We start from the raw sequence: 17,931 nt of genomic DNA on the forward strand, positions 1-17,931 counted from the left end.
CGATTACGCATCTCTTTCAATCTAAGACTAAACTCTTAGCTTAAGGCTGCTTCCTTAGATGGAGAATAAATGCACGACGAAGAAAACTCAGACGATGATTTGATGCCAATCATCGACGACGTATCTGAAGTCCCTCAACAAAGTGCGCCTCTACCTTCTTGGCGGGTTCTGATCGTCGATGATGATCCTGAAGTTCATCAGGCAACCATATTGGCGTTAAAAGACCTGATCATTGAGCATAAACCGCTTGAACTGCTTCACGCCTATTCTGCAGCAGAAGCTGAACAATTATTAAGTAAAGAGCAAGATATTGGTGTTGTCCTGCTCGATGTCGTGATGGAAACTGATAGTGCAGGCCTAGACCTTGTTGAAGTCATAAGAGAAAAGCTCAACCTTGTTGCTATTCGGATTATTTTAAGAACGGGGCAACCGGGTTATGCGCCCGAAATGGAAACCATTCAGCGCTACGACATTAACGACTATCGTACTAAACCTGAACTGACTCGAATTCGCTTGTTCACTATTTTAACCAGTGCTCTTCGCGCGTATAAGCAAATATGCAATCAGAAGGCGATGCGTCAAGGCCTTGAAAAAGTCGTCAATGCCAGTACCGAACTCGCCAATTATCACGGACTGAGAGTTTTTGCTGAAGGTGTCGTAAGACAGATCAGTACCATCATTCAAATTGAAGCGGATGGTTTGATATGTGTACAGGAAAATGAAAATAGTGGCGATTCGATGGCACAAATCATCGCCGCCGCAGGGCGATATAGCCAGTTTGTCCAGTCACCATTGGCCAGTCTTGATTCCCCTAAAATACGTCAACGTATCACACATTGTTTGGAGCAACGTACCAACCAACTCGATGATGGCCTAACTCTCTATTTCGCCACAGAACATGGCCGACGATTAGCGGTCTATGTTGATATCAATCGCCCGTTGGAGAACGTGGACTACAAACTGCTCGAAGTATTTTGCGCTAACCTTTCGGTGGGCTTTGACAATGTGTTGCTTTACAGTCGCTTAGAAGAGCAAGCATTTACGGATCCACTACTCAATATCCCCAATCTCAATCGGTTACTGCAATATCAGTATACGTTAGAGGATACGGCCTCAGCTCCGATGCTCGCGCTCATCGATATTGATGACTTCTCTGCGTTTAATGATAGCTTCGGACACCGCTCTGGCGACAGGCTGCTCCAATCCGTTGCTGACAGGCTGTCAGAAGCTTTTCCTCGTTGCTTTCTCGCTCGGGTTGGTAGTGATGTCTTCGCCATTGTCGGTTTAAATCACGATGTCACATCGCAACGGATCGCCGACGTATTTGATCAAAGCTTCTTAGTCGACGATCAACCCTTCAAAATCTTTGCCAGTACAGGGCTTGTTCGCTTGGGAGACAGTTCAACTGACCTTGCGCATCGCTATAAGGATGCTCAAGTCGCTTTGAAACAGGCGAAAGTTCATCATCGCGGCGCTGCAATCACCTTTTCAATTGAAATGGGGCAAGATGCCAGAGATAGAATGTTGCTACTCACCGAACTTAAAGAGGCACTCGATGATAAAGGGCTGTTTCTCATGTATCAGCCCAAATATCGGCTTAATTCTATGGAGCTATCTGGAGTTGAAGCTCTGCTACGTTGGACTAACAAACAAGGCAGCCTTGTTCCACCTGACCAATTCATTCCACTAGCTGAGCAATCCGGTATGATGACAAGAATTGGTGAGTTTGTTCTCCAACGCGCTTGCGAAGAGTTTCGTCAACTCATTGAGTCTGGTTACAACAATATCACGATGGCAATCAACATTTCTCCGGCACAGTTTGATGAACCAAACTTTATCGCTCAGTTACAGCAAGCGATGACTATCAATGCCATTCCAGCTCACCAAATTGAACTAGAAATTACCGAAACGATCGCGGCAAAGGACTTACCCTACCTAAGTAGAATGTTAGAACAAGTCCGAGAGCTTGGATGCAAAGTCGCCATTGACGATTTTGGAACCGGTTTTTCGTCATTGAACGTACTGCATAAATTACCCGCCACTCGGCTCAAGATTGATAGAACTTTTGTTGATGCCATGGAGCATGACTGCACAATCGCGAAAATGATCGTTAACTTAGGGCAAACACTCGGCATGGAGATAACGGCAGAAGGAATAGAGACGCCATTCCAACTCGAAAAACTCAAGAAATTCCAATGTGAAGAAGGGCAAGGTTGGCTATTTGCAAAGGCAATGAGAATGGAAGAGCTAATCCACTTCATAACAAACGAAAAAGACACTTGAACGGTAGTGAGCGATATGAAAATCTCAAACCAAACCTCAAGCTCTACAAAGCCAAATGGCCACCCACAAGCACAAGAGTCTCACCTCACGGCAACTTCCCTGATCCAACGCTACCGAACTATGATTTATATTGGCTTGCTGTTGATCATTCTCATCACATTAGGCAATGCTCTTTATCTGAGGGCACAAGTGAAATCTCAACTGTTAAGTCAGCAAGCTCAGTATGGCTTAGAGTCAATGCTGTCGCTAAATAAAACCATTTCTGTGTCACTCAACCATATCGATACGATGCGTAACGCAATAGAAACCGCGTATCTGTATCCTCAACTTGCACCGAACAAAGTCTCGCTCGATTTCCTTTCGAGCTACTCTCAACAATCTCCAGCGAATGCACCTTGGGAAAACCTGCCACAATCGCTCAAAGATAAGATCGGTCAACTTTACGTACGCTCCAATGCACGCGATTACTCATTTGATCAACTCGCGCTCTTAACTATGGCCTCTGAAGTGGTGTCAACGCACGCGCAGCACGATGATTTCCAGTGGAGTTACTACTACGATGCTCACGAGGTCATCACCTATATTTACCCCTGGCTAAGTTACCTGGACCTTATGGCTGCCACCAATACCACCACTTTGGATGATGCACTAGATGTAGTATTTGAAGCCGGTGGAACCTATCCCTTATCGCTGATCAACCCTGAAGCTAACCCAGAGAGAAACAAAGTCTGGACCACGCCTTATATGGATGCAGGTGGCAAAGGAATGATGGTTTCACTGCTTGCTCCTGTCTATCAGGATTCAAAATACATTGGGGGGGTGGGAACAGATATCACACTCAAGGTTCTAGATAAGATACTCACCAAGCGCCCACTCGAAACAGGAAGATTAGTCATAGTAGACCAACAAGGGCTAGTTGTCGGTGACAGCAAGGGAACGCTGCAAGGCAAGACCGAGTCTGTCTCTCAACAAAGTGTTCTAGCTTTAAGTGAGATTGGTGATGCACACCAAGCGACACATGGGAGACTCAATAGTCACCCGAATGGCTACTGGATCTCATTTACTCTAATGGATACCCCTTGGAGACTCGTGTTAGAGATCACCAACTCTGATATTAATCGACATGTACTTACTACATTGCTGCCGAACTTGATTTTAGCAACAGTGTTTACTGCGATACTGTTGTTCGTCGTTCTATATCAACATTGGAACTTTAGCCAACCAGCGCTTCAGCTTGCTCAATACGTCGAAGAACTACCCACTAAAAATGTGCTTACCATACCTGATATTCCAACTCGCTGGGAATACTGGTTTAAGCGGGCGGCGGATACAGAGCGAGATCGCCGAAATCATCTGGACACCATCGAATTGCAAACACATGAACTGGAGCAGCGCGTCCATGAACGGACAATAGAATTAAAAGAAACACTAGAAACCTTGAAAGCGACACAAGAAGAACTGGTCAGGTCAGAGAAGTTGTCTGGATTAGGGTCACTGGTTGCAGGTGTGGCTCATGAGCTCAATACCCCGATTGGTAATGCTATGATGGTTGCAACTAGCCTTAAAGATTTCAATCAAGAGTTCATTGAATCCACTAAACAGGGTCTAAGACGCTCTGTGCTCGACAACTACATTGCTCAAAGTACCGAAGGGTCTGAAAGTATTGAGCGCAACTTACGCAGAGCATCGGAGCTGATCTCAAGTTTTAAACAAGTTGCGGTTGACCAATCAAGTTATCAAAGGCGTGAGTTCGCTCTCGATGAAATATTGCATGAGTTGCAAATCACGATGTCACCTAATTTGTCACGCAGCCAAGTATCTCTTGAACTGGAATGTGAGAAGAGTGTGCACATGAACAGTTACCCTGGTCCATTGACGCAAGTATTGATGAACCTACTGTCCAATGCCCTTACGCACGCATTCAGTGAGCAAGAGCATAAAACTGTCTGTATCCGTGGAACCTTAGTCGAACAAAAAGCCATTATTACTGTTGAAGATAATGGTCACGGAATCAGCCAAGAGAACATTAGCAAAATTTTTGACCCATTCTTTACCACTCGTCTTGGTCAAGGTGGATCTGGCTTGGGGCTAAATATCGTCTATAACTTGGTTACGGATCTGTTAGGTGGCGATATTCGCGTAGAAAGTGAACTCGGATTAGGAACCACCTTTATCCTTACCCTACCGATTTCCGCGCCAAATAGTGAAACCGAACCAGAATAGAGATTCAGAAAACCCGTTAAGCTGCCGATTGTGCGGTTAATCGCTCTCTTTGACGGACTTTAATCGAGAACAGGCTAAGTAGTATCAAAGCACAGACTGTCCCTATTAACGATACGTATAGGGTAGTGTAATAGTTATACAACTCACCAACCACACCCACAGATAGGCTCGCCACCAGCATACTTATGTTTAACGTATTCGAGAACAAAGTAGACGCTGTCCCAAGTCGGTCACGCATCATATCCTGCAATACCACCATCCCCAATGTGGCACAAATACCGATAAAGAATCCATTGAGTAATTGAGCCGCTAACATAGCCGTAAAGCTGGTATTGGTCAGCATCACCGCATAGAAAAGCGTACCACTGGCAATTCCCATAAGCAGTAGTTTTACTGTCCCCACTTTCTCCGATAGCCGCCCAGCCCATAACATCACAGGGATCTCACATAATGCGCCAGCACCAAATAAAAAGCCTAACCAGTTAGGGTCGACTTGTAACTCTTGCGAGAGATAGAGAGGCATACTGGTGATATAGAGATTGTTGGCTCCAAAAGCGACAACCAGCACGAGGCAATACAGAGAAATTAAGCCCCCTTTACCTTTCGAGCTTGGTTTTGTAGGGTCTGCTTCTAGCTCTTCAGCAGCCGTTTTGCATGAGGGTAAGAACAGCAGAATGACAATGATCCCGATAGTGACAATCGTGGCTGACACGCCAAATGCTGCACCAAACCCAAAGCTGGCTTTGAGCATAAAAGCCGCTGGCGGTCCAAATACCCACGCAATTGCAATACCCGCGCGCATGGTCGATAGGAAAGTGGTGCTGTCTTCAACGTTGTCATCTGCATACTCTCGCCCCATTGCAAACAGTTGCCCAAACGCCGCACCTCCAAAGCTGCCAAACAATGTCGCTATCGTGACCCCTACCCAATAGTCTCGGATAAATATAAAGCTCACCACGGTGATCAAATAGCAAATTAGTGAAACGACTAAGATCGTTTTTCGTTGCCAGTTTTTGTCTGATTGAGCAGCCAACATCTGTGAGACAACGACTGAACTCACGACTGCGAGCACCATATATAAGCTCAACATCATTGGCGAGGCACCAAGCTGTTCAACAATAAACAGACTCGAAAGTGGGTAAAAAAACGCGCCACATAAGCCTGTTACAAAGGCGGTGAAAATAAATAAGATAGCGGTTTTATCTTTATACATCATGAGATAACTCTTGCTGTGTAATGTCATTCAATTAGCGCTAGTTTAATCAAACCAATGCCTATCAATTGATAGTATTCGAGCTACCTCTAATACTATTCCTTCAGTTTTGAATTAGTTTTTGACGGTTAGAGTCATCTAACTTAGCCTAGGTGATGAGAGAGGGGCTTATCGATGAAACCATTTATTGAAAATGTACTCAGCGCACCAAATTACGACTGGTTAGTGCGAGAATTTCATTGTCGTGTGAAGAAAGAAGAGTTTGCTTGTTCATGGCACTATCACTCAGAGTACGAGCTTGTCCTGTATCTCGACCCGGAGAATGTCTTTAATGGCAATTACCTTGCGGGCGATGCAATAGGCCAAGTACATAACAACACGCTTCTGCTTTATGGGCCTGGGTTACCGCATATGATCACAGGCAAACTTGCAAGCAGTGTAGAAAAGCCGCATAGCTCAATCATCGTATGGCTTAAGCATCATTGGATTGAAAAGCTTCAGTCAACGATTCCCGAAGCACGCAATATCAAAGCTCTACTAGAAAAAGCAGCGTTTGGTATCAAATTCAGTGACGAAACGGCCCAAAAGGTGGCGCAGTTGTTAATTGGAACGGAATCGCTTGAGCGCCACTACCAAGCTTTAAAAGTCATGGAAGTTCTTATCCACTTAGCGGATGATTTAGAGTCCCAGAAACTTTCTACGACGCCTTATCGAATTAGCCAAATCTCTGATAGGGATACCCATCAGAAAGTGGAAAGAGCCACGCACTACATTGAAAAGCACTTCCACGAGCCGATCAGAATCTCTGATGTATGCCACGCCCTCCACATGAGTGAAAGCTCGGCATATAGGCTGTTCGAAAAGCACTTTGGTGTCAGTTTCTCCGATCACTTAAAGCTATTTCGAATTGGTAAAGCGTGTGAGCTGCTTGCTAGTACTCAATCTCCAATCGCGTTGGTCGCGGAAAAGGCAGGCTTTCCTAACCTTTCTAATTTCAACCGCCAGTTCCGCGCCGTAAAGCAGATGACACCCACCCAGTTTCGGGCTCGGTTTAATTAGGGCAAGCAGGAACTTGCCCTGTAAGGAACATGGTTTAGAGATTGTACTTCGACAAATCTGGACGCGTCGCTATCGCTTGTTCAACCAACGCAACAACTTGCGCGCGTTCTTCACCTTTAAGCAGCTGACGAGGAGCGCGTACTTGTTCGCTGCCTCGGCCACACACTTGTTCCGCCAGTTTGATACATTGAACCAAAGTAGGAATTGTATCGAGACGAAGCAGTGGTAAGAACCAACGGTAGATTTCTAACGCTTCAGCATAGCGCCCTTGGCTTGCTAGTTTATAGATAGCAACAGATTCCGCAGGAAATGCGTTGGTTAAACCAGAGATCCACCCGGTAGCACCGAGCATGAGAGACTCCAGTGCGATATCATCAACGCCACTAAAAACGGTAAAACGGTCGTCGAAGCGATTATACAGTTCCGTAATACGACGCGTGTCAGTGGTAGACTCCTTAACCGCAACGATATTTCCACACTCTGCAAGTTGTTCCATCAGATCAAGATTCACATCGACGCCATAGGAAACTGGGTTGTTGTAAATCATAATTGGCATTTCAGGTGTTGCTTGCGCAAGAGTACGGTAGTAGTCCACTGTTTCGCTATCCGATGTGCGGTAAACCATTGCTGGCATCACCATGCAGCCATCGATTCCTATTTTTTGCGCATCTTGCATGTAATCAATCGCCGCAGTGGTTATCGACTCTGCCGTTCCTGCAATCAACGGTACTCTATCAGCAACCACTTCCTTTGCGGCCAAAAGCACCTGACGCTTCTCTTCAGGGTATAGCGCGCAGTTTTCACCAACCGTCCCCAAACAAATAATGCCGTTGACGCCATCATTAATTTGGTTATCGATTACAGTTTGCGTGGCGTCGAGATCAATGCTCTGATCTTTACGAAACTGAGTACTTACTGCAGGGTAGACACCTTTCCAATCTACGTTCATCTTTACCTTCCATTTGTATATTGTATGCAATTTATGTTTGCAGTCGAAACTGCAATTAAAGCGGGGATTTCCCCTAGTTAAAAATCTCTTTTTCTTGTAGCACAAACTTTACTGCCGCAAGATCAGCAAGGGCACTACCTACTGATTTATATAAGGTTATCTCCTCTTCATCACTGCGACCTTGATGAGATTTACGACACAAGTCAGCCAACTCTGCTTGTATGTTCTTGGCAGCAAAAACTCCCTCTTCGATCGGGATCAACAAATCACCTGCTTCTGCCAATACATTAACTCTACTGTCGACAAACACACTGGACCGTTGAACTGCAGTGCTGTCACACTCTCGCTTGTCAGAATCGTGATTACCAATCAGATCGATATGAGTTCCCGGTTGAACAAGAGCACCACTAAACAAAGGCTTATCTGATCCCGTTACGCATGAAATGATATCCACTTGATCAAGTACTGAGTCGACATCGTTAATGACTTCTAGCGTGAACTGATCAGAACTTGGCAGAGACTGATACTCGTTGCTCGATGAAATAGTATCGAGAGTTTGACGTGCTTTTTGCTCATCGCGCCCCCAAATCAAAACTTTGCGTATCGGACGAATGGCTGAATAGGCGTAAGCAATGTAGGGAGCAAGGTTGCCCGTTCCACAAATCAGCAGGGTTTCAGCATCACGCTTTGCTAAATAATCCGCAGCAAGCGCAGATGCAGCAGCAGTGCGCCAGTAAGTAAGGACTTTGCCATCGAGCAAAGCCAGTGGTTCACCATTAGAGCGATCAAAGGAGAGGATTTTTGACGCTAAACTGTCTTTGCCTTCGATGTCGTTATCTGGGAAATAGGTAAAAGCTTTGACGGTGATCAGCGATTCACTCCAAGCAGGTAACAAGGCAAACGCATCGTATTTATCTTCCTCTAAAGGCATCACGTTACGCTGTGGAATAGTTGCTTGCTCTTGGTAGGTTAGTCGCATTGACTCAATCAGCCCTACCATCGAAAGGCAGTTGACTATTTGCTGTGCGTCTAAGTTAATCATCTCTCGTTCCTTTTGCATTTTCACTGCAACCTTTTGTTAACATAATATGTCAGTATATTTTATACAATATTTAATTTTAAATTTTTTAGCAAAAGCGACTTAGCGCAAATGGAGAAATATTAAGCGATGGTTCACGCTGTCGACTTAGCTCACTGACTAAGTCTGCAGTGATAGCCGCTTGCGTAAGACCAAGGTGTTGATGGCCAAAAGCAAACAGTATTTTTCCATTTTCTACGCTGTCGATGACGGGTAAAGAATCAGGTAATGAGGGGCGGTTTCCCATCCATTTTTCACCATCCAACTCATACGATAACTCCGACTTCAAAAGCCCTTTCGCCAACTCTTTAAGCATGGTTGCGCGTTTCATGTTAGGCGGCGAATTCAGCCCTGCATACTCAACCGTACCCGCTAACCTCAGTCCCTCTTCCATAGGTGTCATTATGAATTTTCTATCCGCAGAACTGACAGGAAACGGGAGACAATTTTTCAGCTCCGGCACCATTAAGTGGTAACCTCTTTCTGCTTGTAGTGGCACCTTAATGCCGGTGATTTTTTTGACCAAGTCTACGGACTCTGCGCCAGTGGCAATGACAATTTTGTCAAACGAGTAGCTTTCATTTTCCGTTGCGACAACACCTAACTCACCGTCAAAAAAAGCCTCTTCCACTTGTTCTTCTACCCACTTCCCTTGTCGAAACTTAAAAGAAGATTCAAGCTCAACGCATAGCCTATAAGGGTTTAGACTATGGCCAGTATCTGGAAAAAACACGCCAAACTTTACTGAATCAGAAAGTTGAGGAACTCGCTCGCGCAGTTTGTCTTGTTGCCAAACTTGGCACTCCACCCCATGCTCTCGTAAGCTGTTTAGCGTCGCACGATACGAATCAAACAGCCGCTCACTTTCAAATGTCAGCAATGAACCGTCCATCTCGATTAAGTGTTGCAACCCGACTTCTTCAAGCAGCGCGAACCAACTTTGCATCGCGTTCTGATTGAGTTGAGTCAAGGCTTGAGTAGATTGCTTGGTCGTTTTTTCTCTCGCATTTAATAAGAAACGAATCATCCAAGGAGTGGTTTTGTGAATGTCTTGAAAGCGTATTGATACCGGGCTTTGACGAGACAAGAGCATCTTCGGAAGTTGAGGTAAAAGATCAGGTGTAGCAAGCGGAAAAATTTGTTCTGTCGCGAAGTGCCCTGCGTTACCTTTTGAGCATCCTTGTCCAGCTCCACGCTTATCGAAAACCGTCACATTTTCACCTTCAAGTTGCAACTTCAGAGCGATACACAAGCCAATTATCCCACCACCAATCACTGCAATATTGTGCGAATCTGCTGAATTGTTGCTCACCATTTATTTTGCTCCTTATCACGTTTCAAAAACAAAATTGTATAAAATATACTTAACATCACGATAACATCCAATCTCACCACTTCAACTAATTTCTTATTCAAGGAGCAAGAAATGAGACAAGGAACCTTCTTTTGTATCGATGCCCACACCTGTGGCAATCCTGTCCGGCTAGTAGCAGGCGGTGTTCCTCATTTAGAAGGCAAGACGATGAGCGACAAGCGTCAGTTTTTCTTGGAGCACTATGATTGGATCCGTCAATCGCTCATGTTTGAACCTCGCGGTCATGCAATGATGTCTGGTTCGGTTGTTCTTCCTCCTTGCAGTGAGAATGCTGATGCTTCGATTCTGTTTATCGAAACTAGCGGCTGCCTGCCGATGTGTGGACACGGCACGATCGGTACCGTGACATCAGCCCTAGAACATCGTTTGATTACTCCGCGTGTCGAAGGCAAATTGATCCTCGATGTTCCAGCTGGTCAAATTGAAGTGCATTACCAACGCGATGGCGAGAAAGTCACCTCAGTGAAGATCTACAATGTTCCTGCCTACCTAGCCCATCAAGATGTCACCGTTAACGTGGAAGGGCTGGGTGAGATAACGGTTGATGTTTCTTATGGTGGCAATTACTACGTCATTGTTGATCCACAAGAAAACTATAAAGGGCTTGAACGCTACTCATCAGATGAAATTCTAATGCTTAGCCCTAAAGTTAGACAGGCGGTGTCACAGGCCGTCGAATGTATCCACCCTGAAGATCCAACCGTATGTGGTGTATCTCATGTTTTGTGGACAGGCACACCGACTCAGCCAGATTCTACCGCACGAAATGCCGTCTTCTACGGTGAAAAAGCGCTCGACCGCTCACCATGTGGTACAGGAACAAGCGCGCGAATGGCGCAGTGGTATGCCAAAGGAAAACTCAAACAGGGCGAAGATTTTATCCACGAAAGCATTATTGGCAGCTTGTTCACTGGGCGTATTGAAGGTATCACTGAGGTCAACGGGCGCGCGGCCATACTGCCAAGCATCGAAGGTTGGGCTCAAGTCACAGGACACAACACCATATGGGTAGATGATCAAGACCCTTACGCATATGGCTTTGAACTTAAATAACCCGAATCGAATTAGAACAACTAGGAACCCGTTATGAGTACCGCAACTACTTTTTCAGCCATAAACCCTCAAACACAGCAGCCCCTACAAGGGGTATTCGCCGAGCATACTGATCAAGACGTTGATCTGGCGATTACTGCTGCTCACGAAGTAGCAAAAGCATATAGGCAAACCTCTCCCAATATACGTAGTCAATTGTTACAGACCATCGCCGACTGCTTAGAAGAGGCGCGCCAAGCGATTGTAGAAAGAGCAAATCTTGAGTCTGCCCTCCCGCTCGCAAGACTTAATGGTGAGCTAAGCCGCACTACAGCTCAACTCCGTCTCTTTGCCGATGTAGTTGAAGGAGGTCTTTGGCAAGAGGCAATATTTGATACTGCTAATCCATCCCGCGAGCCTTTACCTAAACCAGATATTCGCCGCCAAAACATCGCCTTAGGTCCTGTTGCCGTATTTGGTGCTTCTAACTTCCCTCTTGCCTTCTCAACCGCTGGTGGCGATACCGCTTCTGCACTTGCGGCAGGTTGCCCTGTGATTGTAAAAGGTCATCCAGCCCACCCTGGAACCAGTGACATTGTCGCTAAGTGCATAGCAAAAGCACTCGACGCAGTAAACTTACCTCAAGCCATTTTTGCTTTGTTACAGGGAACCACTCATGAACTAGGACAGGCTGTGGTCACTCACCCTGCAATTAAAGCGGTTGGTTTTACGGGGTCCATTCATGGAGGTCGAACACTGTTTGATCTCGCTCAGCGAAGACAAGAACCGATTCCATTCTATGGTGAACTAGGCGCTTCAAACCCTGTTTTCATTCTTTCGAATCGAATGAAGAGTGGTGCAAGGACTTTAGCTGAAGAGTATGTAATGTCGATGAATATGGGCTGCGGTCAGTTCTGCACCAAGCCTGCGGTCGTATTTGTCGCGAAAAGCAATGCAACCGATGAGTTCCTAGCTGCCGTACGCAAAGGTATTGCTGCACAACAAGGGCAAACCATGCTCACTGCTGGCATTAGGCACAATTATCTAGAGCAAAGTGAGCTAAGAGCACAGCAATCAGGTCTTACTCGCACACTATCGTCAGCGGAACAAGGCGTACCGTCAATGCTGTTTGAAACCACCAGCGAGGAGTGGCGATCCAATCCTCAGTGGCAAGAAGAGATCTTTGGTCCCCAATCCATTGTCGTTTTGTGTGAACACGACCAAGATATGCTTGAACTTTGCCAAAACTTAGCAGGTAGCCTTACCGCGACCATACAAGCAGAACCCAACGATCATCCGGTCGCAGCTCAACTATTGTCTGAGTTAGAAGAAGTCGCAGGTCGTATCGTGTTTAATGGTTGGCCAACGGGTGTCGAAGTCAGTTATGCCATGGTACACGGCGGCCCTTACCCTGCCTCGACTATGCCCGCGAGTACTTCTGTCGGTGCAGAAGCGATTAAACGTTGGCTAAGGCCGGTCGCTTATCAGGCCGTGCCTGAAGAGTTATTGCCTCAAGCATTGAAATCAACCAACCCATTTAATGTACGACAGAGCGTTGATGGGAAGTAAATCAGTGTAAAACGAAAAAGCCAACCTCGTTTGAGGTTGGCAAAATCTTACCAATCAGGTGATTTAGGGGGGAAAGGTAAGATCAGGAGGTAGCGAGCACTCCGTGAATTTCAGACTTGATTGTATCTGACTGAGTACCAAAGATAGCTTGCAGGCTGTCACCTATCACTAGCACATCGTGAGCACCGAGTTGTTTGAGCTTTTCCACATCGACATTGGCAATATCTTTTACTGACACTCTCAAACGGGTAATACACGCATCAACAGACTTGATATTCGCTTTACCACCTAGAGCGGCAATCACATCAACCGCAATCTCATCTGGCTGACCCGCGATTTTAACTTCCGCAATTTCAGTCTCACGACCCGGTGTCTTAAGATCCAGTTTTACGATTAAGAAGCGGAACAAGCCATAGTATAGGCATGCCCAAATCGGACCTATGATGATAAACATCCACGCGTTGGTCGACATTGGGTAGTACAAGAAGAACTGAATCGCGCCATGGGCAAAGTCAGTACTGTGCTTGATCTCCAAGAACGCGGTGATGGCAAAGGCGATACCAGTCAAAAAGATGTGAATGATGTACAGCACTGGCGCAACAAATAAGAAAGTGAATTCGATAGGTTCTGTAATACCTGTTATCCACGAGGTTAGCGCCGCCGACATCATTAAACCACCGACGATTTTCTTACGCTCTGGTGTTGCACAGTGGTAGATAGCGAGAGCCGCTGCGGGTAGTGCCCACATTGAATACATAAAGCCACCAGATAGATATCCTGCTGTTTTATCTCCAGCAAAGAAGCGAGTTAACTCACCAGTGATCTCTTTGCCTGTCTCAGGATCAATGTAGCTACCGACTTCAAAGAAGAATGGAGCGTTCCATATGTGGTGCAAGCCAACTGGAAGTAGTGAGCGCTCACCTGCTCCATAAACAGCCCAGGCCAAAACTGGATTCTGATAAGCCGCCCAATGGGAGAATGCATCTAACATTTGCCCTACTGGTGGCCAAGCAAACGCCAAAAATGCACCAACGACAATGGCACTTAAGCCAGTTACAATCGGTACAAAGCGCTTTCCGGCAAAAAAGCCGAGATACTCGGGTAAACGAATATTGTAGAAACGGTTGTACATTAGAGCTGCGACGGCACCAATGATCACCCCACCAAACACCCCAGTTTGCAGGGTGCTAACGCCCATAATGGTCGCATCCGTTTCAAAACCTCTAAGCCCAGTAACGATACCGAGCGAGGCGTTCATAATAATCAAACCGACTAAGCCAGCGAGTGCCGCAGCACCATCGTTACCTTTAGATAATCCAAGCGCAACACCGACCGCAAACATCAGCTGCATATTGCCAAATACGCCATCGCCCGCCGCTAGCATAATCTTACTTAAGGATTCTGGGATAAAGCCAAATCCGGCATTACCTATCCCGAGCATAAGGCCCGCGACAGGTAACACGGCCACTGGCAGCATCAATGACCGCCCTATTTTTTGTAGTTGTCCAAATAAACTTCCAAACATGGTTCCCTCCTGACTTAAGTCAGTCATTTAGTACCCGAGAAAACCTCGGGTTTTGTGTTTCACGTAAAGTCGGGGAAATTTTATCGAGTCATGAAATGTTGAAGGTTACAAAACGCTACCAGTTTGTAAGCGATGACTTACAAAAGTGTGGCGTTTAAATCAAGAAATTGCTCCATCCTCGATTGAGAAAGGATGAGCAAAAATGCATCATATTTGAGCGCACAAGCTTGGATGCATGACAATGGAAAACAAACAGATACTGGTTGTAGACGACAATTTAGAGCTAAGAGAAGCCCTATCAGACTACCTTGGCCGGGCAGGGTTTGAGGTCATCGGTGCTGAGAATGGTCACGCGATGTGGCGCTTATTGCAATCAAATCAGCCCGATTTGATCATTCTCGATATCATGATGCCGGGTGAAGATGGCTTTACCCTATGCCAAAAACTTCGTCGTGACTCGCAAATTCCGATCATCATGCTAACCGCAGTAACGGAGGAAGCCGATCGAGTGGCCGGGCTCGAAATGGGCGCGGATGATTACATCACAAAGTCATTTAGCCCTCGTGAACTGTTAGCACGAATTAAGACTATTCTAAGACGCAGCCAGCACAGCGCTGAGGCAAAGCTAACCCGTAAAGTTATATTCAATGAATGGCAACTCGATACGGTCACTCGTCAGCTTACTCACCTAGATAACAAACATGTCAAACAACTCAGTGGCGCAGACCTCTCCTTGCTTGGTCTGTTCATCAATAATGCTCAAGCTATCTTGTCTCGCGACGATATCGCCCGCGAAATATGGGGCAGAGACGCCGACCCGTTTGAACGAGGTATTGACGTTCAAATTAGTCGTCTACGACACCACCTCGAAGATAAAGATCGCTCTTTGATCTTAACGGTTCGCAACAAAGGCTACATGCTGACAACGGACGTCCACTATGAAAATTAGAGCACTCAGCCAGTCGTTAGCCTTTCGTGCCAGTGCATTCCTGTTGGTGGTGATTCTTGCCGCGCAGCTATTATCTGGACTGATTTGGTATCAGCACGCTAGTGAGCGGGACAGGCAAGGACTCTCTAATACCGTTAAAAGCTTAGCGTTAAGCGCCTCATCAACGATTTCATTTTTCCAGACTCTTCCTGCTGAATATCGCCACTTAGTCCTAAACCAATTGAGAAATATGGGCGGCACGCGCTTTTTTGTCTCTCTTAACAACCATCGTATTGATGTCCCGCCAATTGCTCAAAGCGAAACTAAAACACTGGTCGTCAATCAAGTAGAGCAAGTGCTCAAAAGCGAGTTACAAGGCGTTCCGAATATCGACGTTGAGTTTACTGAAAGAGAAAACCTGCGTGTGTTTAATAACGAGTTACCCATTGATGAGCTACCACTACTCTGGGCACATTACTCACTCTCGTTTGGGGATTTAGATCCGCCGATTCTAGTGATGCAAGTTGAAGTAGCCGAGAATGAATGGTTTTACCTTGCTGCCGTTCTACCCGCTCCCTATGTGAACCTTGAAACCAGTTATTTCGAGCTCAGAGAATGGTTAACACTCTGTTTATCTGCCTTGCTACTTTTGCTCTGTACCTGGTTTATCGTTCGACGCGAGATACTACCTATCCGTGAGCTCGCCAAGGCTGCGACATTAATGTCGAGCAGGCTCGATGTACCAAAGGTGAAAGAAAGAGGGAGCAAAGAGTTAAAAGCAGCGGTGAGAGCGTTTAATAAAATGAATCGCCGAATAGATAGCCATATTAATGATCGTGAAATGCTATTCGGCGCAATTTCTCATGATCTCAAGACCCCAATTGCTTGTCTGAAGCTAAGGGCTGAAATGCTTGAAGATGAACGAGAACAAGAGCGCTTTACTCGCATCGCCAATGACCTCGACCTCATGGTCAAAGGAGCCCTTCAATGCATAAAAGACACAGATATCCACGAGGAAATAGAACCTATCAACCTCAATGAGCTGATCCAACATATTACCACTTCATTTCCTCATCAAGCCGATAACCTAACGGTCTTAGGGTATGTTGATAAACCCTTAGCAGGTAAGCCTTTAGCCATCAAACGCTGTGTTCAGAACCTAGTCGACAACGCGCTTAAATACGGTGATAAAGCTGAAATCACTTTAATTGAAGAGACCGAGCATGTTGATATTCGGATTGAGGATCATGGTCAGGGGATAGAGCCAGATCTATTCGAAAAGCTCTACCAACCCTATTTCCGAGCCAACACTGAGCATCAGGGCACTGGACTAGGCTTGACCATTTCCCAGAGCATTGCCAAAGCGCATGGCGGCTCTCTCACCTTATCCCGCTCTCAGTTTGGTGGATTATGCGCTACGTTATCTTTCCCAAGAGATTCGCTATGAAAAAACTTGTATCACTATTGTCCCTCTCTCTTCTCTCGCTACCGGCTCACGCTAATGTCGAGTTTCTTCATTGGTGGACATCGGATGGAGAAAAGCAGGCACTCAGCGTGCTTGAAAAACAGCTCACTAGCCACGGCTTAGCGCTCTCCCCTAGCCCAGTATTAGGTGGCGGTGGTGACAGCGCCATGACGGTTCTGCAAGCACGCGCCCTAGCGGGAAATCCACCAAGTTTTGCACAAACTGAAGGGCCGAGTATCAAATCTTGGGATGCGATAGGTATTCTCCATGACGTCAATTCAGTTGCTCAGAAGCATCACTGGGATGAGACTTTGTACCCGCTCGCAAGAGATATTAATAAAACGCAAAACGGCTATGTTGCTCTACCACTGACCTTACACCGACTTAACTGGTTGTGGGTGAACCATAAACTTCTAAACTCTCTCGATCAACCTGTCCCCAAAACATGGCAGCAAATGTTCGCCACGATGGAATTGGCCAAGCAAAGCGGAATCAGCCCACTTGCCGTCGGTGATCAGCCGTGGCAAATCGCCATGCTGTTTGAAAACCTAGTTATATCAACGGGTGGAGTCGAATTTTACACCAAAGCCATGGTTGAGCTACAAAAAGAGAGTATCGACAGTGAACCTTTGAGGCTCGCGCTCCGGCAATTAAGACGAATTAGCTTACTGGTAGAAAACTCGTTACCAGACACCAAATGGGATTCTGCAACCCGCGCGCTGGCTTCAGACCAAGCTCTGTTCCAACTCGGCGGTGACTGGATATTAGGCGAGTTAATGGCGAACAACATCGATGTACCCAATGACGTCGGTTGTTACGCCACCCCAGAAAGTGACGGCGTATTCCTGTTTAACATGGATAGCCTTATCTTTATGACGAGCAAATCCTTTAGCTCGTCTCAAGCCAATCATGCTGCTGATATTCTGGCAGATAAAGACTTTCAACGTGACTTCAATCAGATAAAAGGCTCTATTCCCGTTAGAGAAGATATTGATATCAGTGACTTCAATCCTTGTCAGATACAGTCGTATCAGGACTTCCAAGTAGGGACAACCAATAACAAAGTCGTGCCGAGTATGATTGATTCAATGGCGGTGAACCCAGTGGCTCAACAAGCGATAAACTCAGCCATTTTCCGTTTCTATCGCGACAAAGATCTTAAGCCCGATACGGTGATAAAACGGATTATAGCTATTGCAGAAAGCAATTAGATGATGGAGTAAGTGAAGCAG

General features: G+C 46.0%; 13 protein-coding genes. 8 read left to right on the forward strand and 5 right to left on the reverse strand.

The window, feature by feature from the left end; genetic code table 11:
- Positions 1 to 69 precede the first annotated feature (69 nt).
- Complete coding sequence (locus AC6R00_RS06040; RefSeq protein WP_500639677.1) at positions 70 to 2,283, forward strand: bifunctional diguanylate cyclase/phosphodiesterase; 2,214 nt, start codon at positions 70 to 72, stop codon at positions 2,281 to 2,283.
- 15 nt (positions 2,284 to 2,298) lie between these two features.
- Positions 2,299 to 4,506: a sensor histidine kinase gene (locus tag AC6R00_RS06045; protein ID WP_500639678.1), complete on the forward strand. Its 2,208-nt coding sequence runs from the start codon at positions 2,299 to 2,301 to the stop codon at positions 4,504 to 4,506.
- 16 nt (positions 4,507 to 4,522) lie between these two features.
- On the opposite strand, the gene AC6R00_RS06050 is transcribed toward AC6R00_RS06045, so the two are convergent.
- Positions 4,523 to 5,719, reverse strand: coding sequence for a sugar efflux transporter (locus AC6R00_RS06050; RefSeq protein ID WP_500640165.1), 1,197 nt, complete (start codon positions 5,717 to 5,719; stop codon positions 4,523 to 4,525).
- Between the two features lie 174 nt (positions 5,720 to 5,893).
- On the opposite strand from AC6R00_RS06050, the gene AC6R00_RS06055 reads away from it, so the two are divergent.
- Positions 5,894 to 6,778 carry a helix-turn-helix domain-containing protein gene (locus tag AC6R00_RS06055; protein ID WP_500639679.1) on the forward strand — a complete coding sequence of 295 codons (885 nt, stop codon included), beginning with the start codon at positions 5,894 to 5,896 and terminating at the stop codon, positions 6,776 to 6,778.
- 34 nt (positions 6,779 to 6,812) lie between these two features.
- Here AC6R00_RS06055 and AC6R00_RS06060 read toward each other — a convergent pair whose 3' ends face one another.
- The 3 genes from AC6R00_RS06060 to AC6R00_RS06070 all read right to left on the reverse strand — a co-directional run bounded on the left by AC6R00_RS06060 (position 6,813) and on the right by AC6R00_RS06070 (position 10,120).
- Positions 6,813 to 7,727: a dihydrodipicolinate synthase family protein gene (locus tag AC6R00_RS06060; RefSeq protein WP_500639680.1), complete on the reverse strand. Its 915-nt coding sequence runs from the start codon at positions 7,725 to 7,727 to the stop codon at positions 6,813 to 6,815.
- Positions 7,728 to 7,800: 73 nt separating this feature from the next.
- A complete protein-coding gene (lhpI, locus tag AC6R00_RS06065; protein WP_500639681.1) occupies positions 7,801 to 8,769 on the reverse strand; it encodes a bifunctional Delta(1)-pyrroline-2-carboxylate/Delta(1)-piperideine-2-carboxylate reductase in 969 nt (322 codons plus the stop codon).
- Positions 8,770 to 8,854: 85 nt separating this feature from the next.
- A complete protein-coding gene (locus AC6R00_RS06070) occupies positions 8,855 to 10,120 on the reverse strand; it encodes an NAD(P)/FAD-dependent oxidoreductase (protein ID WP_500639682.1) in 1,266 nt (421 codons plus the stop codon).
- Positions 10,121 to 10,231: 111 nt separating this feature from the next.
- On the opposite strand from AC6R00_RS06070, the gene AC6R00_RS06075 reads away from it, so the two are divergent.
- Positions 10,232 to 11,233: a 4-hydroxyproline epimerase gene (locus AC6R00_RS06075; RefSeq protein WP_500639683.1), complete on the forward strand. Its 1,002-nt coding sequence runs from the start codon at positions 10,232 to 10,234 to the stop codon at positions 11,231 to 11,233.
- Positions 11,234 to 11,266: 33 nt separating this feature from the next.
- A complete protein-coding gene (locus AC6R00_RS06080) occupies positions 11,267 to 12,781 on the forward strand; it encodes an aldehyde dehydrogenase (NADP(+)) (protein ID WP_500639684.1) in 1,515 nt (504 codons plus the stop codon).
- A gap of 82 nt (positions 12,782 to 12,863) precedes the next feature.
- Here AC6R00_RS06080 and ptsG read toward each other — a convergent pair whose 3' ends face one another.
- Positions 12,864 to 14,306 (reverse strand): glucose-specific PTS transporter subunit IIBC, encoded by a 1,443-nt coding sequence (ptsG, locus tag AC6R00_RS06085; protein WP_500639685.1) that lies wholly within the window; start codon positions 14,304 to 14,306, stop codon positions 12,864 to 12,866.
- Between the two features lie 241 nt (positions 14,307 to 14,547).
- On the opposite strand from ptsG, the gene AC6R00_RS06090 reads away from it, so the two are divergent.
- The 3 genes from AC6R00_RS06090 to AC6R00_RS06100 are packed head-to-tail and all read left to right on the forward strand — an operon-like array spanning position 14,548 to position 17,910.
- A complete protein-coding gene (locus AC6R00_RS06090; RefSeq protein WP_500639686.1) occupies positions 14,548 to 15,255 on the forward strand; it encodes a response regulator in 708 nt (235 codons plus the stop codon).
- On the forward strand, positions 15,245 to 16,681 hold the full coding sequence (locus AC6R00_RS06095; RefSeq protein ID WP_500639687.1) for an ATP-binding protein: 1,437 nt from the start codon (positions 15,245 to 15,247) through the stop codon (positions 16,679 to 16,681). Before AC6R00_RS06090 ends, AC6R00_RS06095 begins: the two co-directional genes overlap by 11 nt.
- A complete protein-coding gene (locus AC6R00_RS06100) occupies positions 16,678 to 17,910 on the forward strand; it encodes an ABC transporter substrate-binding protein (RefSeq protein WP_500639688.1) in 1,233 nt (410 codons plus the stop codon). The genes AC6R00_RS06095 and AC6R00_RS06100 overlap by 4 nt, the downstream gene beginning before the upstream one ends.
- Positions 17,911 to 17,931: the final 21 nt, after the last annotated feature.

Source organism: Vibrio sp. R10-SF1-ISO8 (assembly GCF_059833805.1).